This is a genomic window from Streptococcus sp. ST16 (genome assembly GCF_046098135.1).
GTDB lineage: Bacteria > Bacillota > Bacilli > Lactobacillales > Streptococcaceae > Streptococcus.
On sequence record NZ_JBJUSE010000001.1, the window covers coordinates 49,499 to 71,544 of the forward strand.

Sequence of the window (22,046 nt, forward strand, 5' to 3'; positions counted from 1 at the left end):
CTAGTGAAATGGTGGTCTGAGCTTTGGTTTTTCTTACTATCTGATAGATTTTTAAGGCTTTTTTATGGTATAATAAAATGATATAACTCGTTATTGGACAGAAGAGGAGAGATATGAGTGATTTGAAAGCGATTCAGGCTCGTAGTCTGGAAATGGCTGAATATTTCGTCGCATTTTGTAAAGAACATGATTTGTTATGCTACCTCTGTGGTGGAGGAGCTATTGGTGCCCTACGTAACAAAGGTTTCATTCCTTGGGATGATGATTTAGACTTTTTCATGCCTCGTAAGGACTATGAAAAATTAGCAGAACTGTGGCCCCGTTATGCAGATGAGCGTTATTTCTTGTCAAAGAGTAACAAAGATTTTGTAGACCGTAACCTTTTTATCACCATTCGTGACAAGGAAACCACTTGTATCAAGCCTTATCAGCAAGATTTGGATTTGCCACACGGCTTGGCTTTGGACGTTTTGCCTTTGGATTATTATCCGAAAAATCCGGCTGAGCGTAAGAAACAGGTTCGTTGGGCTTTGATTTATTCACTCTTTTGCGCCCAAACTATCCCAGAAAAGCATGGTGCTATCATGAAATGGGGAAGTCGCATTTTACTCGGTTTGACGCCAAAATCTCTACGTTATCGCATTTGGAAAAAAGCTGAGAAAGAAATGACCAAGTACAGTCTAGCTGAGAGCGATGGAATCACGGAATTATGCTCAGGTCCCGGCTACATGAGAAACAAGTACCTAATCGCATCCTTTGAAGATAATGTCTTCTTGCCATTTGAAGATACTGAGATGCCCATCCCAGTCGGTTATGATGCCTATCTCAGCACTGCTTTTGGGGATTATATGACGCCACCACCAGCAGATAAGCAAGTACCGCATCATGATGCCATTATAGCAGACATGGACAAGAGTTACACAGAGTACAAGGGAGAATATGGTGGATAAGAAAAAAATTCTGTTTTTTATGTGGTCCTTTTCTCTTGGAGGCGGAGCAGAGAAGATTCTATCTACCATTGTTTCAAATCTAGATCCAGAAAAGTATGATATTGATATTCTTGAAATGGAACACTTTGATAAGGGGTATGAAACGGTTCCCAACAATGTTCATATTTTAAAGGCTTTTCAGGATTATCGTCAACCAAGATGGTTACGAGCTCTTTTGTGGAGAATAAGAATCTATTTTCCAAGGCTGACTCGTCGCTTGCTTGTAAAAGATGATTATGATGTTGAAGTTTCTTTTACGATTATGAATCCACCACTCTTATTTTCAGAGCGGAAAGAAGTCAAGAAGATATCTTGGATTCATGGAAGTATTGAGGAATTCCTAAAGGATAGTTCAAAACGTGAATCGCATAGACGTCAGTTGGATACTGCGGATGCTATAGTAGGAATTTCCAAAAAGACCAGTAATTCTATCAAAGAAGTGTATCCATACTATGCTTCGAAATTACAAACGGTATACAATGGTTATGATTTTAAGAGTATTCTAGAAAAATCTCAAGAGAAGATAGATATCGAGATTGCGCCTCAAAGTATCTGTACCATTGGACGTGTTGAGGAAAATAAGGGATCTGACCGTGTAGTGGAAGTGATACGACTATTGCACCAAGAAGGAAAACACTACCACCTCTACTTTATAGGTGCAGGTGACATGGAAGTGGAACTGAAAAAACGAGTCAAGGAGTATCATCTTGAAGACTATATTCATTTTCTTGGTTATCAAAAAAATCCTTACCAGTATTTATCTCAGATGAAAGTTCTTCTGTCTATGTCTAAGCAAGAAGGTTTTCCAGGAGTGTATGTGGAAGCCTTGAGTCTTGGAATCCCTTTTGTCTCTACTGATGTCGGAGGGGCTGAGGAATTATCTCAAGAAGGCCGATTCGGACAAATTATTGAGAGCAATCAAGAGGCAGCTCAGGCAATTACGAACTATATGACTTCTGCTTCAAACTTTGATGTTAATGAAGCTAGCCAATTCATTCAACAATTTACAATTGCCAAACAAATCGAACAAGTAGAAAAACTATTAGAGGAGTAGCATGGAAACTGCATTAATTAGTGTGATTGTGCCAGTCTATAATGTGGCGCAATACCTAGAAAAATCGATAGCTTCCATTCAGAAGCAGACCTATCAAAATCTGGAAATCATTCTTGTTGACGATGGGGCAACGGATGAAAGTGGTCGCTTGTGTGATTTAATCGCTGAACAAGATGATAGGGTGTTAGTGCTTCATAAAAATAACGAAGGCCTGTCACAAGCGCGAAACGATGGAATGAAGCAAGCTCATGGGGACTATCTGATTTTTATTGACTCGGATGATTATATCCATCCAGATATGATTCAGAGTTTATATGAGCAATTAATTAAAGAAGATGCAGATGTTTCGAGCTGTGGCGTCATGAATGTCTATGCAAATGATGAAAGCCCACAGTCAGCCAATCAGGATGATTATTTTGTCTGTGATTCTCAAACATTTCTGAGGGAATACCTCATAGGTGAAAAAATACCTGGAACGATCTGCAATAAGCTGATCAAAAGAGAGATTGCAACTGCCCTATCCTTTCCAAAGGGATTGATTTACGAAGATGCTTATTATCATTTTGATTTGATCAAGTTGGCCAAGAAGTATGTGGTTAATACGAAACCCTATTATTACTATTTTCATAGAGGGGATAGCATTACGACCAAACCTTATGCAGAAAAGGATTTAGCCTATATTGATATCTATCAAAAATTTTATAATGAAATTGTGAAAAACTATCCTGACTTGAAGGAGGTCGCTTTCTTCAGATTGGCCTATGCCCACTTCTTTATTCTGGATAAGATGCTTTTGGTAGAGGATTACAGAGAAATTAAAGAATATCCAGCGATTTATCATTTTTTGAAGAAGCACGCTTTTTCTATTTTTAAAAATCCTATTTTTAGAACGGGGAGACGAATTAGTGCTTTAGCTCTATTTTTAAACATACGATTGTATCGAATATTGTTGCTAAAAAATATTGAACAGTCAAGAAAAATTAATTAGAAAAGGAGGAGAGAAATGATTGATGGCAAACGAATATTGCTTTGTGCGACCATTCTAAGCTATTTCTTAACAATTTTAAGTGGCATCACTTATTTGTTTACAAATGAAAATGTCGTACTTTTAATAACTCTACTATTGTTGCTGATTAGTAGCCTTCTATTTTGCTGGAATAATATAAAATATTATTTAATTCACTTTATTTTTTATATTACAATTTTTATATTTTTGGTATCCAGACCCACGATAGATTACTTTAGAGATGGAGCCTTAGACACTTACCAACCTATTGCTTATCGCTTTTCTTTTTTGGTGGTAATCGTCTCAATATTGGGACTGACAATAGGAGGATTTATTGCTAGTTATTACATCAATAGAAAGAAAGTTAACGATATAGAAGTTAGACAAGAATCTACTGCAAACTTTATAAAAAACTTACGTTTTGTATCACTGGGTGTATTTTTGATTACCTATCCATTTTACTTTTTAAGACTACTTGAACGTTTGCTTTATCGTTTACAGACTTCTTATTACAACTATTATGCAAATTTTGAGAGTCAACTTCCATATTTTACCTATATCTTATCGACATTTACGGTTTATGCGATGTGTATGTACTTGGCAACTAAACCAAAAAAATTACACGCGACAGCAGTGCTAGTGTCCTTTATTATCGCAAATACTATTCATTTAGCAATAGGAACACGTAATCCTTTCATTTTAAGTATTCTATTTGCTTTTGTATATTATTTTATGCGTGAGCAGACTGAAAAGGGAAAATGGATTGGCTTTAAAGAGAAATTGGCTATTTTTGTTGGATCACCTATTCTTATGTTAGCAATGGGAATTCTTAATTATGTGCGAGATAATGTGCAAGTTTCTCATACAGGATTTTGGGATATTCTTCTTGATTTTATTTATAAACAGGGAACCAGTTTTGGAGTATTGGCGAGAGGATTTTTATACAATAGTAGTCTCCCTTATAGGGATTTTCGAAATTTCACCTTTGGTCCTATAATTGACTATTTTGCAAGGGGAAGTTTGGGAATCATTTTTGGAGCGAAACCATTTGAACATACAACAAATAGTATTGAATTAGCCATTGATAGTAATAGCTACGCTAATAACCTATCTTATCTTGTCCTAAACAAGGAATACTTAAGAGGTCATGGTATTGGTAGTAGTTACATCATGGAGTTGTATACTGATTATGGTATGATGGGAGTTTTCCTACTAAGTCTCCTACTTGGCTTATTATTTATAGCAATGTTGCAAGTTGCTTATCGCTCGAAAACCATCTTATTCGCTTTATCCCTATTAATCTTGAATAATATCTTCTTTATGCCAAGAAGTAGCTTTTCGGAAAGTTTCTTCAACCTGTTTACAATGCAATTCTGGGGAATTGTTCTTGTTATGCTATTTGTCGCTAAAATGATTACTAAAAAAAATCAATATCTAATACAAAAAAGGAGTTAACTCATGTTTGAACACTATTCAGTAGAGGATCTATTTGCAAATCTCTATAAAAAACGGAAAATTAATCTGCTAGTTTTGATTGTTTTATTTGCACTTATCGCTGTGCCATTTACGATTACAGCGGTCAAAAACAAGAATACGGTGAAAGATACATCTAGCTATTCAACTTATATTACTTATAAAATTACGCCTCCAGAGGATTCTTCAAAAGTAATTTTAAACCACCAAGTTGGAAGATACAGTGATTTTTATGCCAAATTAATTGACGGTAATCTAAATGGAGCCTTTCTATTTAATGATGTTGATTCAGATAAAATGAAAAAAATTGCTCGTGATTTGGATACAACAGAATCAGCCTTAAAAAATTCAACCAGTGACTACTGGACTAAAAAATTAACAGTAAATTCATTAATTGATGATGCAGGTGTAAGTATCAAAATTTTAACTCCTAGCAAAGAGGTAAATGATTTTCTTGAGACCAAGTTTGATTCATTGATTGATAAATTTAAGAGTACCTATGCAAATGTTAAAATTGAAAAGTTAGAAACAGTCAATTCAAAAGAATTAAATCCTAGTGGTGAAATTACAGTTGGCTTCAATCTTAAAAATCTAGTTTTGCGCTTAGCAGTTATAGGAGTTCTATGTGTTGTTCTCCTTATTATGGGAAATGTTCTTGTCTACATTTTTAATCCTACAATTAATCGTGCAGGCGACTTTTTGGCCTATCAACTAGATTTTGTTTCAAATATCACTACCAATGATAACCTATCACAACTTTTGAGTTATAGATGTGAAGGTCAACCATTAGCGGTTGTCAGTTCAGATAGTCGTATCTTAAAGAAATTACAAGAAAATTACAAATTAAATATAGAGGGTATTCATTTTGTAGATTTGCAAAATGTAAAAGATCTTTTAGCAACGGACAATGTTCTATTCGTTGAGGAATATGGTGTTACTCGTTATAAAAAATTTGAAGAAAGCTTGCAGATGGTTAGAAATCTAAATCGTTCAGTTTTAGGAGTCATAGCTTTTAATCTATAAAGTATCTTCATAAAAAGTGAAGAGGTTCAATACTTAAAGAGGACGTGATAGTCCTCTTTTTTATGCCTACGATAAGGTCGAAAGGAAGTCTAATGATATTAGGGTTATCAACCTATCTTTGAACGAAGAAGAAACTTATAATAAGCGAAATAGAAATGCGTTGTTGAAACTAGTTTTCTCAATCAAAAAGGCCTTTTTAACTAACTTTATGATATAATAAACAACGAGGTAAATTGAATGAAAAGTATAAAATTAAATGCTCTGGCTTTTATGGGGATTCGTGTTTTAAATATTATTTTCCCCATTTTAACAGGTACATATGTTGCTCGTGTTTTGGATCGAACAGATTATGGTTATTTTAACTCTGTTGATACCATCCTATCTTTCTTCTTGCCCTTTGCAACTTATGGGGTTTATAACTACGGTCTTCGTGCCATTAGCAATGTAAAAGATAATAAAAAAGAGCTAAACAAAGTTTTCTCTAGTCTTTTTTATTTGTGTGTTGCTTGTACTATTATTACAACACTTGTGTATGTTTTCTCCTATCCCTTATTCTTTACAGCTAATCCTATTATTAAAAAGATCTACTTAGTAATGGGAGTGCAACTCGTTGCTCAGATTTTTTCAATTGAGTGGGTTAATGAGGCACTTGAAAATTATAGCTTTTTATTTTATAAAACAGCTTTCATACGTGTTCTCATGTTGGTATCAATATTTTTATTTGTAAAAAACGAACACGATATTGTTGTTTATACTCTGGTAATGAGTCTATCAACTCTAATTAACTATCTCATTAGTTATTTCTGGATTAAACGAGATATAAAATTTGTAAAAGTTTCACTAAGTGAATTCAAACCGCTCTTCCTTCCACTGACAGCCATGCTTATTTTTGCAAATGCAAATATGTTATTTACATTTCTTGACCGTCTATTTATTGTGAAAACCGGGATTGATGTGAATGTCAGCTACTATACCATCGCACAACGAATTGTAACGGTTATTGCGGGGGTTGTTACAGGTGCAATTGGAGTTAGTGTCCCTCGTTTAAGTTATTATCTTGGAAAAGGAAAGAAAGAGGAGTATGTCAATTTAGTCAATCGAGGAAGCCGTATTTTCAATTTCTTCATCATTCCTCTTAGTATAGGCTTAATGATTTTGGGACCCCAAGCTATCTTAGTATATGGTAGTGAAAAATATATAGGTGGCGGTATTTTAACTTCCCTCTTTGCTGTCCGTACGATTATTCTCGCTCTAGATACTATTCTAGGATCACAAATTCTCTTTACAAATGGATATGAGAGAAGAATTACCCTCTATACTGTTTTTGCGGGTATTTTGAACCTTGTTTTAGATAGTTTACTCTATTTTTATGATATCTATACACCAGAGTATTATCTGATTACAACTATGCTATCTGAAACATTCCTTTTGATTCTTTATATTCTCTTTATCAATAAGCGTAAACTCATCAACTTACGGCACATTCTAAAGTATACTTTACGCTACTCTCTCTTCTCATCGACATTTATTCTAATTTACTTCCTAGTCAATTTTATATATCCGGTACAAATGGTTATCAACTTGCCGCTCTTTATTAATATGTTTATCATTATGGCGTTATCTGCACTCAGTTATATTGGCTTACTAGTATGGACAAAAGATAGTATTTTCTATGAATTTTTAGGACACTTTATTTCGCTAAAAAAACGCGTTATAAAATAATAGGAGGAATATATGAGAAAATTAAGCATTGAAGAAGCTAAAAAGCTTGAACTTGATATTTTAGACTTTATAGATTCCTTTTGTAAGGAGCACGGCATCAACTATTGTATTAACTATGGGACCTTGATTGGTGCTATTCGACACAAGGGATTTATTCCTTGGGATGATGATATAGACCTTTCTATGACTCGTAAAAACTATGAAAAGTTTATTCAGTTATTTAGCGAGAAGCAATCAAAATATAAACTTCTCTCGTTAGAAACGGATGACCAATATTTTAATAACTTTATCAAAATTGTAGATCCTACAACAAAAATAATTGATACGAGAAATACAAAAACTTATGATTCGGGTGTATTCATTGATATTTTTCCGATGGATACATTTAATGATACTAAGGTAGTTGATATCTGCTATAAGTTGGAGAGTTTTAAACTATTATCCTTCAGTAAGCATAAGAATATTGTTTATGGAGATAGCAAGTTAAAAGACTTGATTCGTACTTTATTCTGGCTTCTTCTTCGTCCTGTTTCTCCACGCTTCTTCGCTAATCAAATCGAAAAGCAAATTCAAAGATATAGGGTTGAGGATGGGAAATACATAGCTTTTATTCCATCTAAACTCAAGGAAAAGGAAATTTTTCCAAGAGATATGTTTGATGAACTGATTGAAATACCTTTTGAACACCTTGTTCTTCCAGCGCCTAAACGTTTTGATGTTGTTTTAAAACAGTTTTATGATGATTATATGACGGTGCCACCTAAAGAAAAACAGATTTATATTCACGAATTTGAAGCCTATAAATTGGAGGACTAAATGCAGTATTTAGAAAAAAATGAAATTAAAGAGATACAACTAGGCATTTTGGACTATGTTGATGAGATTTGTAAAAAAAATAATATTTCTTATTTCCTTAGCTATGGAACAATGTTGGGAGCTGTTCGTCATAAAGGAATGATTCCTTGGGATGATGACATTGATATTTCTCTGTATAGAGAGGACTATGAGCGTTTATTGAAAGCTATTGAAGAGGACCAGCATCCTATTTATCAAGTCCTTTCCTACGATACTTCATCTTGGTATTTCCATAATTTTGCAGCTATTTTAGATACATCAACTGTCATTGAGGATAATGTAAAGTATAAGCGTCATGACACCAGTTTGTTTATTGATGTCTTTCCAATCGATCAATTTTCAGATTTGAGTATTGTTGATAAGAGCTATAAATATGTTGCCTTGCGTCAGCTTGCTTATATCAAGAAAGAACGTGCAGTTCACGGAGATAGTAAATTAAAAGATTTTCTTCGCTTGTGCACCTGGTATCCTCTTAGACTTGTTAATCCGAGATACTTCTTTAAGAAAATCGATCAATTAGTAAAAAATAGTGTGACAGAAAATCCTGCTTATGAAGGAGCTATTGGAGTTGACAAAGAGGGAATGAAAGGTGTTTTTCCAGTAGACACTTGTAAAGAATTAATTTTGACAGAGTTTGAAGGAAGAATGTTGCCAATTCCTAAAAACTATGATGCTTTTCTTACACAAATGTATGGAGATTACATGATTCCGCCATCAAAAGAAATGCAGGAGTGGTATAGCCATAGTATAAAAGCATATCGTAAGCTAGAGAAGTAGATCAGTTTCATAAGAGAGCAAATCTTTTGAGTGTTTATTGGAAAAATCAGGACAGTACTATTCATATACAAAGCAGGACATGGAAATAGGTTAAAATGATGATTCATAGAAATGATAAAGGAAAGCGTGATATACAATGAAGAATACAAAGATAAGAAAGTTAATATCATTTAGTTTTCTCATATGTACTTTAATTATGGCTGCCAAATTATCATCAGTCGATGCGGATACCATTTCCGCAGGGGATGGTAATCGAATCCACTTTATTAATTTAAAATCTAAGTCAGGGAGTGATGCTATTCTCTTAGAAAGCAAAGGGCACTTTGCTTTAATTGACATGGGTGAGGATTATGATTTTCCAGATGGAAGCAATCCACGTTATCCAGATAGGTGGGGAATTACCATGGACAATGATCAAGTTTTAGAGGATAGATTGTTCCGTCATCTGAAACAGGTTGGTGTTGAAAAACTAGATTTTATCTTGGGTACTCATGTCCACAGTGATCATATTGGTTCTGCAGATGAAGTACTAAAACATTATCCTGTTGATAAATTTTATCTGAAAAGATACTCAGATGAACGCATTACAACACAGTGGAGGTTGTGGGATAATCTCTATAACTATGATAATGCGGTTAAAACGGCTCTTGAACGTGGTGTAAATCTTATACAAGATATCTCTGACAACGACAGCCACTTTACCATGGGTGATATGGATATTCAGCTTTATAACTACAAAAATGAGTATGACAGTGAAGGAAAGCTTAAAAAGGTTTTCGATGATAATTCAAACTCAATAGTTGCTGTTGTTACTGTAGCTGGAAAGAGAATCTATCTAGGTGGAGATTTGGATAATGCCGAAGGAGCAGAAGATAAGCTAGGCCCGGTTATCGGTAAGGTTGATATGATGAAATGGAACCATCATTATGATGCGACAATTTCAAATACAGTTAACTTTATTAATAATTTATCACCAAGTATTGTTGTTCAGACAAGTGGATCAGATATTAATCGTGAATCCACTAGAGCTCTACTTCGAGAAAAGAATATAAAAATAGTAAAAGCTTATAGTCATACCAAAGATGCGACGGTTTTTGATATAGATAAAGAAGGATTTACTAACGTTTCGGAAGTTTTTCCCGATATACCGACAGTTAGAGAAAAATGGTATAAAGAAGACGGTTACTGGAAATATCGCTTGTCCGATGGTGAAATGACGATTGGTTGGCGAAAAATAGACGGTGTTTATTATTTCTTTAATGGACAAGGGCAAATGCAAGCTGGCAAATGGTTGCATTTGAAAGATTCTAGAGAAAAAATTGATGGAAACTGGTATTACCTAAACAACAACGGTGACATGCGAGAAACTGGTTGGTTCAACCAAGATGGTAATTGGTACTATATCACATCAACGGGAGCAAGAAGCTATAATGAACTCTTAGAAATTGCGGGGCAGAAATACCTATTTGATAAAGATGGTAAGATGCTAACAGGATATCAGGTCTTTAATGGCAAGAAGATGTTCTTTAGCGAAAGTGGTGCACTCCAAACAGCAGGTAAGCCTTCAACTTGGCAAAAGATTGATTCAGATTGGTATTTCTATGATGAGGATGGATTACGGACTGTCGGTAAAAAGAATATCAATGGAAGCACATACTACTTTAATCAAGAAGGTGTCATGCAAACAGGCTGGGCCTTTGTTGATGGTCACTGGAACTATTTTGCAAATTCTGGAGCTATGAAGACTGGCTGGGTCAAGGATCAGGAAACATGGTATTATCTGGATAAAGATGGCATCATGTTAACTGGAAGCCAAGATATCAATGGGGTCCGTTACTATTTGAACGCCAGTGGTGCCATGCAGACTGGCTGGAAGTGGCAAGACAATAGCTGGTACTTCTATACGAGCTCAGGTGCTATGAAAACTGGTTGGTTGGAAGATAATGAATCATGGTATTATTTGGACCCCGAAACAGGTATCATGGTCGTAGGCTCTAAAGAAATTGATGGTAAAACCTATTTCTTTAAATCCTCAGGTATCATGCAAGTTGGATGGCAGTGGTCAAACGATTTCTGGCATTATTACACTGAGTCTGGCGCACTCCAAACTGGTTGGTTGAAGGATGGTGATGCCTGGTATTATCTTGAAGGTAAGGAAGGCGTTATGTTAGTCGGCCTCCATCAAGTAGATGCTAAGCAATATTACTTTAACAGATCTGGAGCCATGCAAACAGGCTGTAAATGGTTTGATAATCATTATCGTTACTTTGAATCAAATGGAGCCATGAAAACTGGTTGGATAAAAGACAAAGGCGTCTGGTATTATCTAAATCCTGAAGATGGTATCATGTTGGTTGGTCTTCATAAAGTAAATGGTGATCATTATTTCTTTGATGAATCAGGAGCTATGCAAACGGGTTGGAAACAGCTTGATGGTAATTGGTACTATTTCCAAGCTGATGGTTCTTTATTGAAGAATGCAACGACACCTGATGGTTATAAAGTAAACGAAGAAGGTATCTGGAAAATAAGTCAAACCACTGTAGCAGTGGAACAAGATAAGAAAGAGCAAATAACTGAAACTTCTACTTCAACTGAGAATTCATCTCATATTGATGATAGTTCATCTCATCATTTAATTGGGGAATAAGTGTGATGTGTAAACACCTTAGAGTCAGGTAGGACTAAACCGGATTTTAGGGTGTTTTTTGAGTTTTATATTGACGCTGATATTATAAAGTTGACTCTAAATATAGAATATTCTCGCTTCATTCTTTTGATAAAATCGTAAAAATCTAGTATAATAGATAGACTGAAAGTATGAGGTTACTAGATATGAAGATGAAACAAATTAGTGATACAACACTGAAAATCACGATGACTTTAGATGATTTGATAGATCGGGGAATGGAGATTGCAGACTTTCTCGTTCCTCAGGAAAAAACTGAAGAGTTTTTCTATGCTATTTTAGATGAACTGGAAATGCCAGACAATTTCTTGGACAGTGGCATGCTGAGTTTTCGTGTGACGCCAAAACCTGATAAGGTCGACGTCTTTGTGACCAAGTCCAAGATTGACCAAAATCTGGATTTTGAAGATTTGGCGGATTTACCCGATATGGAAGAATTAGCCCAAATGTCGCCGGATGAATTTCTCAAAACCTTAGAAAAGAGCATTGCAGACAAGACCAAGGATGATATTGAGGCCATCCAATCTCTAGAGCAGGTCGAAGCAAAGGAAGAAGAGCAAGAGCAAACAGAAACGGAGACTGAGAGTAAGAAAGAACCTTATATCTACTATATTCTGCGTTTTACAAGTCTTGCTGATTTAGTTGCTTTTGCAAAGACGGTCAACTACCAGATGGAAACATCTGAACTCTATAAGATGAATGGACAGTACTATTTGACAATCTTGGTTGATGTGGCAAATCATCCTAGTCCTTACCCATCCTGGCTGTTAGCTCGTATGCGTGAGTTTGCAGACGACAGTGACATCAGTCGTTCAGTCTTGCAAGAGTATGGGCAAATCTTGATCAATCACGATGCAGTTCTCGGTCTGCAAAAGATTTATTCATAATTTTTAAAATCAACTTTCATTTATCAGGAAAGACGAATCATGGGATTCGTTTTTTCTTTTCTAGACTGAAATAGTGATTTACTATATTAGGAATTTTCACAAAATTCTGTTATAATGGCTATATCAGAAAATTTCTAGGAGACAAACATGACAGTTAAAATTGCTTTACTTGGATTTGGTACCGTTGCAAGTGGTGTGCCATTCCTCCTAAAGGAAAATGGAGAAAAAATCGTTCAGTCAGCTCATTCGGAGATTGAAGTAGCCAAGGTATTGGTCAAGGATGAAGATGAAAAGAACCGCTTGCTTGCGGCAGGAAATGACTTTAACTTTGTGACCAATGTAGATGATATTTTATCAGACAAGGACATTACTATCGTAGTGGAATTGATGGGGCGTATCGAGCCAGCTAAAACCTTTATTACTCGTGCCTTAGAAGCTGGGAAACACGTTGTTACTGCCAACAAGGACCTTTTGGCTATCCATGGTGCAGAATTGTTAGAAATTGCTAAAGAGCATAATGTAGCACTTTACTATGAGGCTGCAGTTGCTGGTGGGATTCCAATTCTTCGCACTCTAGCAAATTCATTGGCTTCCGATAAAATCACGCGCGTTCTTGGTGTCGTAAACGGAACTTCTAACTTTATGATGACCAAGATGGTGGAAGAAGGCTGGTCTTATGATGATGCTTTGGCTGAAGCACAAAGACTTGGATTTGCAGAAAGTGACCCAACAAATGACGTTGATGGGATTGACGCAGCTTATAAGATGGTGATTTTGAGCCAATTTGCCTTTGGCATGAAGGTTCCCTTTGACGATGTAGCCCACAAGGGAATCCGCAACATCACACCAGAAGACGTAGCTGTTGCCCAAAACCTCGGCTATGTAGTGAAATTGGTTGGTTCTATCGAGGAAACTCCTTCAGGTATTGCTGCGGAAGTAACTCCAACCTTCCTTCCTAAAGCACATCCACTTGCCAGTGTGAATGGGGTAATGAACGCTGTTTTTGTAGAATCTATTGGCATCGGTGAATCTATGTACTACGGACCAGGTGCGGGTCAAAAACCAACTGCAACAAGTGTTGTAGCAGACATTGTCCGTATCGTTCGTCGCTTGAATGATGGCACTATTGGTAAAGACTTCAACGAATATAGCCGTGAATTGGTCTTGGCTAATCCAGAAGATGTCAAAGCTAATTACTACTTCTCAATCTTGGCTCCAGACTCAAAAGGTCAGGTTTTGAAATTGGCTGAAATCTTTAATGCTCAAGATATTTCCTTCAAGCAGATTCTCCAAGATGGCAAAGAGGGTGACAAGGCGCGTGTAGTGATTATCACTCATAAGATTAATAAAGCACAACTTGAGAATGTTTCAGCTGAGTTGGCCAAAGCTTCAGAATTTGACCTCTTGAATACCTTCAAGGTGTTAGGAGAATAGGATGAAGATTATTGTACCTGCAACCAGTGCCAATATCGGGCCAGGTTTTGATTCGGTCGGTGTAGCTGTTACCAAGTATCTTCAAATTGAGGTCTGCGAAGAACGAGATGAGTGGTTGATTGAACATCAGATCGGCAAATGGATTCCCCATGATGAGCGCAACCTTTTACTCAAGATTGCTTTGCAAATTGCTCCTGACTTGCAACCAAGACGCCTGAAAATGACCAGTGATGTTCCCTTGGCGCGTGGTTTGGGTTCTTCTAGCTCTGTCATTGTTGCTGGGATTGAACTAGCTAACCAACTGGGTAAGCTCAACTTATCTGACCATGAAAAATTGCAGCTGGCGACCAAGATTGAAGGGCATCCTGACAATGTGGCTCCTGCTATCTATGGTAATCTTGTTGTTGCGAGTTCCGTTGAAGGGCATGTTTCAGCGATTGTCGCAGACTTCCCAGAGTGTGATTTTCTAGCTTACATTCCAAACTATGAATTGCGTACCCGAGACAGCCGCGGTGTCTTGCCTAAGAAATTATCCTACAAGGAAGCTGTTGCAGCAAGTTCGATTGCCAATGTTGCTGTTGCAGCCTTGTTAGCAGGGGACATGGTGACAGCTGGTCAAGCAATCGAGGGGGACCTTTTCCACGAGCGTTACCGTCAGGACTTGGTTCGTGAATTTGCGACGATTAAGCAAGTAGCCAAAGAGAATGGTGCCTATGCAACCTACCTTTCTGGTGCTGGGCCGACAGTTATGGTTCTGGCTTCTCATGACAAGATGCCTACGATTAAAGCTGAATTGCAAAAGCAGTCTTTCAAAGGGAAATTGCATGACCTAAAAGTTGATACCCAAGGTGTCCGTGTCGAAGCAAAATAACGAATAGAAGATAGGATGGGGAAACTCTCGACCAGAGAGCTTCCTGTCCTTTTTTTGAAAAGAAGTCTAGTTAATACTCTTCGAAAATCAAATTCAAACCACGTCAACGTCGCCTTGCCGTACTCAAGTACAGCCTTCGGCTAGTTTCCTAGTTTGCTCTTTGATTTTCATTGAGTATAAAAACTTGATAAAGGAGAAATAAAGATGGCAGAAATTTATCTAGCAGGTGGTTGTTTTTGGGGTCTAGAGGAGTATTTTTCACGAATTTCTGGAGTGCTAGCAACCAGTGTTGGCTACGCTAATGGGCAAGTCGAAACAACCAATTACCAGTTGCTCAAGGAAACAGACCATGCAGAGACTGTTCAAGTGATTTACGATGAGAAGGCGGTGTCACTCAGAGAGATTTTGCTCTATTATTTTCGAGTCATCGATCCCTTATCCATCAATCAACAAGGGAATGACCGTGGTCGCCAATATCGAACTGGAATTTATTACCAAGATGAAGCAGATTCGCCAGCTATCTACACAGTGGTGCAGGAGCAAGAGCGAATGTTGGGTCGAAAGATTGCAGTAGAGGTGGAGAAACTTCGCCACTATATCTTAGCTGAAGATTACCACCAAGACTATCTTAAGAAAAATCCTTCTGGTTATTGTCATATCGATGTGACCGATGCTGATAAGCCATTGATTGATGCCTCTAACTATGAAAAGCCTAGTCAAGAGGTGTTAAAGAAAAGCTTGACCGAAGAGTCCTATCGTGTTACCCAAGAAGCTGCTACAGAGGCTCCATTTAGCAATGCCTATGACCAAACCTTTGAAGAAGGGATTTATGTAGATATTACGACGGGTGAGCCACTCTTTTTTGCCAAGGATAAGTTTGCCTCAGGATGTGGTTGGCCAAGTTTTAGCCGTCCGATTTCCAAAGAGTTGATTCACTATTACAAGGACATGAGTCATGGAATGGAGCGAATCGAGGTTCGTTCTCGGTCAGGAAATGCTCACTTGGGTCATGTTTTCACAGATGGTCCTAGGGAGTTAGGTGGACTTCGTTACTGTATCAATTCTGCATCCTTGCGCTTTGTGGCTAAGGATGAGATGGAAGAAGCAGGATATGGCTATCTACTACCATACTTAAACAAATAAATCAGAGATGGTGGGTGCTTCCCACTTTCTGCATTTCCAGAATACGAATAGAAGGGATTTATGAAACACCTATTATCCTACTTTAAACCCTACATCAAGGAATCAATTTTAGCACCCTTGTTCAAGCTGTTAGAAGCTGTTTTTGAGCTCTTGGTTCCCATGGTGATTGCTGGGATTGTTGACCAATCCTTGCCTCATAGAAATCAAGGACATCTCTGGATGCAGATTGGTCTGCTCCTTATCTTTGCAGTGATTGGTGTTGTAGTGGCTTTAATAGCCCAGTTCTACTCAGCTAAGGCTGCGGTTGGATTTGTCAAAGAATTGACAGACGATCTTTATCGTCATATTCTATCTTTACCTAAGGACAGCAGAGACCGTTTGACCACTTCTAGCTTGGTCACTCGCTTGACTTCGGACACTTACCAGATTCAGACTGGTATCAATCAATTCTTGCGTCTCTTTTTACGAGCGCCTATTATCGTTTTTGGAGCCATTTTTATGGCCTATCGAATCTCAGCTGAGCTGACTCTCTGGTTCTTGGTCATGGTTGTCATTTTGACCATTGTTATTGTAGGGATCTCTCGACTGGTCAATCCTCTCTACAGCAGTCTCAGAAAGAAAACGGACCAACTGGTTCAGGAAACACGCCAGCAATTACAAGGGATGCGAGTTATTCGTGCTTTTGGACAAGAAAAACGAGAGTTACAGATTTTTCAAACTCTTAACCAAGTCTATGCTAGATTACAAGAAAAAACAGGTTTCTGGTCTAGTTTATTAACACCTCTGACCTATCTGATTGTCAATGGGACCCTCCTTGTCGTCATCTGGCAGGGCTATATTTCAATTCAAGGAGGCTTACTCAGCCAAGGTGCTCTTATTGCCCTCATCAACTATCTCTTGCAAATCTTGGTGGAATTGGTTAAGCTCGCCATGCTGATCAATTCTCTCAACCAGTCCTACATCTCAGCCAAGCGAATCGAGGAAGTTTTTACCGAAGCTCCAGAAGATATCCATTCAGAATTAGATAAAAAGCAAGCTACCAGTGATCGGGTTTTGCAAGTCAAAGAATTAACCTTTACCTATCCTGATGCGGCCCAGCCTTCTCTGAGAAACATTTCCTTAGATATGAAGCAAGGGCAAATTCTTGGTATCATCGGGGGAACTGGTTCAGGTAAATCAAGCTTGGTGCAAGTCTTGCTTGGACTTTATCCAGTAGATAAGGGAAGCATTGACATTTATAGAGATGGACGTAGTCCTCTTAATTTGGAGCAGTGGCGGTCTTGGATTACCTATGTGCCTCAAAAAGTCGAGCTCTTTAAAGGAACTATTCGTTCCAACTTGACGCTAGGTTTCAATCAAGAACTATCTGACCAAGAACTCTGGAAGGCCTTGGAAATTGCCCAAGCTAAGGATTTTGTCAGTGATAAGGAAGGACTCTTAGACGCCCTAGTTGAGGCAGGAGGACGAAATTTCTCAGGCGGGCAAAAACAAAGGTTGTCTATCGCCCGAGCAGTCTTGCGCCAAGCTCCGTTTCTCATCCTAGATGATGCAACCTCGGCCCTCGATACCATTACCGAGTCCAAGCTATTGAAGGTTATCCGAAAAAATTTGCCAAATACGAGCTTAATCTTGATTTCTCAACGGACTTCGACACTTCAGATGGCTGACCAGATTCTCCTCTTGGAAAAAGGTGAGCTCCTAGCTATCGGCAAGCACGAGGACTTGATGAAATCTAGCCAAGTCTATCGTGAAATCAATGCATCCCAACATGGAAAGGAGGACTAGCATGAGACGACAAACTGCAAACCAGACGCTCATACGTTTAGCCGTGGATTTAGCAAGCCATCCCTTCCTCCTTTTCCTTGCCTTTCTAGGAACTATTGCCCAAGTTGGCTTATCTATTTACCTTCCTATCTTGATTGGGCAGGTCATTGATCAAGTCCTGGTGACTGGTTCTTCGCTAGTTTTTTGGCAGATTTTCATTCAGATGATCTTGGTGGTCATAGGGAATACCCTAGTTCAATGGGGCAATCCTCTCCTCTATAATCGTCTAATCTTCTCTTATACCAAAGACTTGCGAGAGCGAATCATCCATAAACTCCATCGTTTACCGATTGCCTTTGTAGATAGACAAGGTAGTGGGGAGATGGTTAGTCGTGTAACCACGGATATCGAACAGTTGGCAGCTGGCTTGACCATGATTTTTAACCAATTTTTCATTGGTGTCTTGATGATTTTGGTTAGTATTCTAGCCATGCTCCAAATTCATCTCCTCATGACCCTCTTGGTCTTGCTGTTGACGCCACTATCCATGGTGATTTCACGTTTTATTGCTAAACGCTCTTATCATCTCTTCCAGAAGCAAACAGAGACAAGGGGCATTCAGACTCAGTTGATTGAAGAATCTCTTAGCCAGCAGACTATTATCCAGTCCTTTAATGCTCAAGGAGAGTTTATCCAAAGATTGCATGAGGCTAATGACAACTACGCAGACTATTCTCAGTCAGCTATCTTTTATTCATCAACAGTTAATCCTTCGACTCGCTTTGTCAATACACTCATTTATGCCCTTCTAGCTGGAGTAGGAGCTTATCGTATCATGATGGGTTCCACCTTGACCATTGGGCGTTTAGTGACTTTTTTGAATTATGTCCAACAGTACACCAAGCCCTTTAACGATATTTCTTCAGTTCTAGCCGAGTTGCAAAGTGCTCTCGCTTGTGCAGAGCGTGTTTATGCTGTCTTAGAGAGCCCTGAGGTGGCTGAAACAGGTAAGGAAGTCTTGACCAGTGACCAAGTTAAGGGAGCTATCTCCTTTAAACATGTCTCTTTTGGTTACAATCCTGAAAAGATCTTGATTAAGGATTTATCTATTGATATTCCAGCTGGTAGCAAGGTAGCCATTGTTGGTCCGACAGGTGCTGGAAAATCAACCCTTATCAATCTTCTCATGCGTTTTTATCCTATTAATTCAGGAGATATCTTGTTAGATGGTCGTTCCATTTACGACTATACCCGAGCATCATTGAGACAACAGTTTGGGATGGTGCTCCAAGAAACTTGGCTCAAGCAAGGAACTATTCATGACAATATTGCCTTTGGAAATCCTGAAGCCAGTCGGGAGCAGGTGATTGCTGCGGCAAAATCGGCCAATGCAGATTTTTTCATCCAACAGTTGCCGCAGGGATACGATACTAAGTTGGAAAATGCAGGAGAAACTCTCTCTGTCGGCCAAGCCCAACTCTTGACCATCGCCCGAGTCTTTCTAGCTATTCCAAAGATTCTTATCTTAGACGAGGCGACTTCCTCCATCGATACTCGGACAGAAGTGCTAGTTCAGGATGCCTTTGCTAAACTAATGAAGGGGCGCACAAGTTTTATCATTGCCCACCGCTTGTCAACCATTCAGGATGCGGATTTGATTCTTGTCTTGGTAGATGGTGATATTGTTGAGCATGGTAACCATCATGACCTCATGGCTAGAAAGGGCAAGTATTACCAAATGCAAAAAGCTTCAGATTTTAGCTCTGAATAATCCTTTCTATTTTGAAATCTTATGGACAAAAAAAGTTGCCTTCGGGTGACTTTTTTGTTACAATAGCTAGAAAAAATCAGGGTCTTAGAAGGAGAAAACAATGAAAGTCTATCAGCATGTAAATACCGTGACTTGTGACCAAGATTTCCATATTTATTTGGATGGTATCTTAGCCGTTAAGGACTCTCAAATCGTCTATGTCGGCCAAGAGGAGCCAGATATTTTAGAGCAAGCTGAGCAGATTATAGACTATCAGGGAGCCTGGATCATGCCGGGATTGGTCAATTGCCATACCCACTCTGCTATGACAGGCTTGCGAGGAATCCGGGATGACAGCAATCTCCATGAATGGCTCAATGACTATATCTGGCCAGCAGAAGCAGAATTTACTCCCGACATGACTACCAAGTCGGTCAAAGAAGCTCTGACGGAGATGCTCCAGTCAGGAACAACAAGCTTCAACGATATGTATAATCCCAATGGTGTGGATATCCAGCAAATTTATCAGGCAGTGATAGATTCTAAGATGCGTTGTTATTTCTCACCGACCCTCTTTTCTTCAGAGACAGAAACAACTGCTGAGACTATAAGTAGAACACGTGCCATTATAGAGGAAATCTTAGGATATGAAAATCCAAATTTCAAGGTTATGGTAGCCCCACATTCTCCGTATAGCTGTAGTAGAGACTTGCTGGAAGCGAGCTTAGATATGGCAAAAGAGCTGGACATTCCTATCCATATCCATGTAGCAGAGACCCAGGAGGAATCAGGAATTATCCTGAACCGATACGGCAAACGCCCTCTCGCCTTTCTAGGAGAACTGGGTTACTTAGATCATCCGTCTGTCTTTGCTCATGGGGTCGAATTAAATGAGAGAGAAATTAAACGCTTGGCAACTTCTCAAGTGGCTATTGCTCATAATCCTATTAGTAACCTCAAACTGGCCTCAGGAATCGCTCCCATCATCCAACTGCAAAAAGCAGGAGTAGCAGTCGGAATTGCGACTGACTCGGTTGCTTCCAATAACAATCTAGATATGTTTGAGGAAGGACGGACTGCAGCCCTTCTTCAAAAGATGAAAAGTGGGGATGCCAGCCAATTCCCTATCGAAACAGCCCTCAAAGCTCTGACGATAGAAGGTGCTAAGGTTCTTGGAATGGAAGAACAGATAGGAAGTCTGGAAGTTGGCAAGCAAGCAGATTTTCTCGTCATCCAACCTCAAGGAAAAATCCATCTCCAACCTCAGGAAAATATGCTCTCTCACCTGGTTTATGCTGTCAAATCCAGTGATGTCGATGACGTTTATATTGCAGGAGAACAGGTGGTTAAGCAAGGCAAAGTTTTGACAGTCGAGATTTAAAAAATTTTTAAAAAAAGTTTGCAAAAATCTTGCATTCTTTTTTTGTCTATGCTATACTTATATACGGTTTGAAAAAACTGCCTAAGACAGTAGGGGAGCTCGACTCATAAAGATCCTACCGAGGACAAAACGTATCATGTAAAAAGAAGCGTATTGTACTTTCGTGTCTAGGTTTGGGCGCGTTTTTCTTTTGAAAAAATTCCCCAAGCAAAATAATTACGGAGGTGAACACACTAATGAGTGAAGCAATTATTGCTAAAAAAGCGGAACTAGTTGACGTAGTAGCTGAAAAAATGAAAGCTGCTGCATCTATTGTCGTTGTAGACGCTCGTGGTTTGACAGTTGATCAAGATACAGTTCTTCGTCGTGAGCTTCGTGGAAGCGAAGTTGAGTATAAAGTCATTAAAAACTCAATCTTGCGTCGTGCAGCTGAAAAAGCTGGTCTTGAAGACCTTGCATCTGTTTTTGTTGGGCCATCTGCAGTAGCATTTTCTAACGAAGATGTTATCGCACCAGCGAAAATCTTGAACGACTTTGCTAAAAACGCTGAAGCACTTGAAATCAAAGGTGGTGCAATCGAAGGCGCTGTCGCATCTAAAGAAGAAATCGTTGCTCTTGCAACTCTTCCAAACCGCGAAGGACTTCTTTCTATGCTCCTTTCTGTACTTCAAGCGCCAGTGCGCAACGTTGCTCTTGCAGTCAAAGCGGTTGCAGACAACAAAGAAGACGCAGCTTAATCTTAAGCTACGCAGCGTAGCATAGCTACGAAAAAACTATTATAATTAAAAACTTATTTGGAGGAAATAACAATGGCATTGAACATTGAAAACATTATTGCTGAAATTAAAGAAGCTTCAATCCTTGAATTGAACGACCTTGTAAAAGCTATCGAAGAAGAATTTGGTGTAACTGCAGCTGCTCCTGTAGCTGTAGCTGCAGCTGGTGCTGCTGACGCTGGTGCTGCTAAAGATTCATTTGACGTTGAATTGACAGCTGCTGGTGACAAAAAAGTTGGCGTTATCAAAGCTGTACGTGAAATCACTGGTCTTGGACTCAAAGAAGCTAAAGAACTCGTTGATGGTGCACCAGGTGTCATCAAAGAAGGCGTTCCAACTGCAGAAGCTGAAGAAATCAAAGCTAAATTGGAAGAAGCTGGAGCTTCAGTTACTCTTAAATAATAGAGCAACTACTTTAGTAGCTTAAAAACATGATTAAACCGCTATTCTTA

The 22,046-nt window shown here is 38.5% G+C and carries 18 protein-coding genes and 1 other annotated feature; all 18 genes read left to right on the forward strand.

Going from position 1 to position 22,046, the window contains the following annotated elements:
* Positions 1–113: 113 nt before the first annotated feature.
* The 18 genes from ACIY14_RS00280 to rplL all read left to right on the forward strand — a co-directional run bounded on the left by ACIY14_RS00280 (position 114) and on the right by rplL (position 21,996).
* Positions 114–950 carry a phosphorylcholine transferase LicD gene (locus ACIY14_RS00280; protein ID WP_409001113.1) on the forward strand — a complete coding sequence of 279 codons (837 nt, stop codon included), beginning with the start codon at positions 114–116 and terminating at the stop codon, positions 948–950.
* Positions 940–2,043, forward strand: coding sequence for a glycosyltransferase (locus ACIY14_RS00285; RefSeq protein ID WP_409001114.1), 1,104 nt, complete (start codon positions 940–942; stop codon positions 2,041–2,043). The genes ACIY14_RS00280 and ACIY14_RS00285 overlap by 11 nt, the downstream gene beginning before the upstream one ends.
* A gap of 1 nt (position 2,044) precedes the next feature.
* Positions 2,045–3,031: a glycosyltransferase gene (locus ACIY14_RS00290; protein WP_409001115.1), complete on the forward strand. Its 987-nt coding sequence runs from the start codon at positions 2,045–2,047 to the stop codon at positions 3,029–3,031.
* Positions 3,032–3,046: 15 nt separating this feature from the next.
* On the forward strand, positions 3,047–4,504 hold the full coding sequence (locus tag ACIY14_RS00295) for an O-antigen polysaccharide polymerase Wzy family protein (protein WP_409001116.1): 1,458 nt from the start codon (positions 3,047–3,049) through the stop codon (positions 4,502–4,504).
* Between the two features lie 3 nt (positions 4,505–4,507).
* Complete coding sequence (locus tag ACIY14_RS00300; RefSeq protein ID WP_409001117.1) at positions 4,508–5,545, forward strand: prephenate dehydratase; 1,038 nt, start codon at positions 4,508–4,510, stop codon at positions 5,543–5,545.
* Between the two features lie 237 nt (positions 5,546–5,782).
* Entirely contained in the window at positions 5,783–7,267 is a 1,485-nt protein-coding gene (locus ACIY14_RS00305; RefSeq protein WP_409001118.1) for an oligosaccharide flippase family protein, read from the forward strand.
* Positions 7,268–7,279: 12 nt separating this feature from the next.
* Positions 7,280–8,083: a phosphorylcholine transferase LicD gene (locus ACIY14_RS00310; protein ID WP_409001119.1), complete on the forward strand. Its 804-nt coding sequence runs from the start codon at positions 7,280–7,282 to the stop codon at positions 8,081–8,083.
* Positions 8,084–8,899, forward strand: coding sequence for a phosphorylcholine transferase LicD (locus ACIY14_RS00315; protein ID WP_409001120.1), 816 nt, complete (start codon positions 8,084–8,086; stop codon positions 8,897–8,899).
* A gap of 196 nt (positions 8,900–9,095) precedes the next feature.
* Positions 9,096–11,549 (forward strand): MBL fold metallo-hydrolase, encoded by a 2,454-nt coding sequence (locus ACIY14_RS00320; protein ID WP_409001121.1) that lies wholly within the window; start codon positions 9,096–9,098, stop codon positions 11,547–11,549.
* 185 nt (positions 11,550–11,734) lie between these two features.
* Positions 11,735–12,475 (forward strand): adaptor protein MecA, encoded by a 741-nt coding sequence (mecA, locus tag ACIY14_RS00325; protein ID WP_409001282.1) that lies wholly within the window; start codon positions 11,735–11,737, stop codon positions 12,473–12,475.
* A gap of 147 nt (positions 12,476–12,622) precedes the next feature.
* Positions 12,623–13,909 (forward strand): homoserine dehydrogenase, encoded by a 1,287-nt coding sequence (locus ACIY14_RS00330; RefSeq protein WP_409001122.1) that lies wholly within the window; start codon positions 12,623–12,625, stop codon positions 13,907–13,909.
* 1 nt (position 13,910) lies between these two features.
* Positions 13,911–14,780 carry a homoserine kinase gene (gene thrB, locus ACIY14_RS00335; protein WP_409001123.1) on the forward strand — a complete coding sequence of 290 codons (870 nt, stop codon included), beginning with the start codon at positions 13,911–13,913 and terminating at the stop codon, positions 14,778–14,780.
* Positions 14,781–14,984: 204 nt separating this feature from the next.
* A complete protein-coding gene (msrB, locus tag ACIY14_RS00340; RefSeq protein WP_409001124.1) occupies positions 14,985–15,923 on the forward strand; it encodes a peptide-methionine (R)-S-oxide reductase MsrB in 939 nt (312 codons plus the stop codon).
* A 60-nt stretch (positions 15,924–15,983) separates the two neighbouring features.
* The gene (locus ACIY14_RS00345) at positions 15,984–17,708 is read left to right on the forward strand and encodes an ABC transporter ATP-binding protein (RefSeq protein WP_409001125.1); all 1,725 of its coding nucleotides are present in this window, start codon (positions 15,984–15,986) and stop codon (positions 17,706–17,708) included.
* 1 nt (position 17,709) lies between these two features.
* Positions 17,710–19,458 carry an ABC transporter ATP-binding protein gene (locus ACIY14_RS00350; RefSeq protein WP_409001126.1) on the forward strand — a complete coding sequence of 583 codons (1,749 nt, stop codon included), beginning with the start codon at positions 17,710–17,712 and terminating at the stop codon, positions 19,456–19,458.
* A gap of 100 nt (positions 19,459–19,558) precedes the next feature.
* Positions 19,559–20,818, forward strand: coding sequence for a TRZ/ATZ family protein (locus tag ACIY14_RS00355; RefSeq protein WP_409001127.1), 1,260 nt, complete (start codon positions 19,559–19,561; stop codon positions 20,816–20,818).
* A 62-nt stretch (positions 20,819–20,880) separates the two neighbouring features.
* Positions 20,881–21,016 (forward strand) — a sequence feature (ribosomal protein L10 leader region).
* Between the two features lie 38 nt (positions 21,017–21,054).
* Positions 21,055–21,555 carry a 50S ribosomal protein L10 gene (gene rplJ, locus ACIY14_RS00360; RefSeq protein ID WP_001287266.1) on the forward strand — a complete coding sequence of 167 codons (501 nt, stop codon included), beginning with the start codon at positions 21,055–21,057 and terminating at the stop codon, positions 21,553–21,555.
* 72 nt (positions 21,556–21,627) lie between these two features.
* Positions 21,628–21,996 (forward strand): 50S ribosomal protein L7/L12, encoded by a 369-nt coding sequence (gene rplL / locus ACIY14_RS00365; RefSeq protein WP_001196962.1) that lies wholly within the window; start codon positions 21,628–21,630, stop codon positions 21,994–21,996.
* Positions 21,997–22,046: the final 50 nt, after the last annotated feature.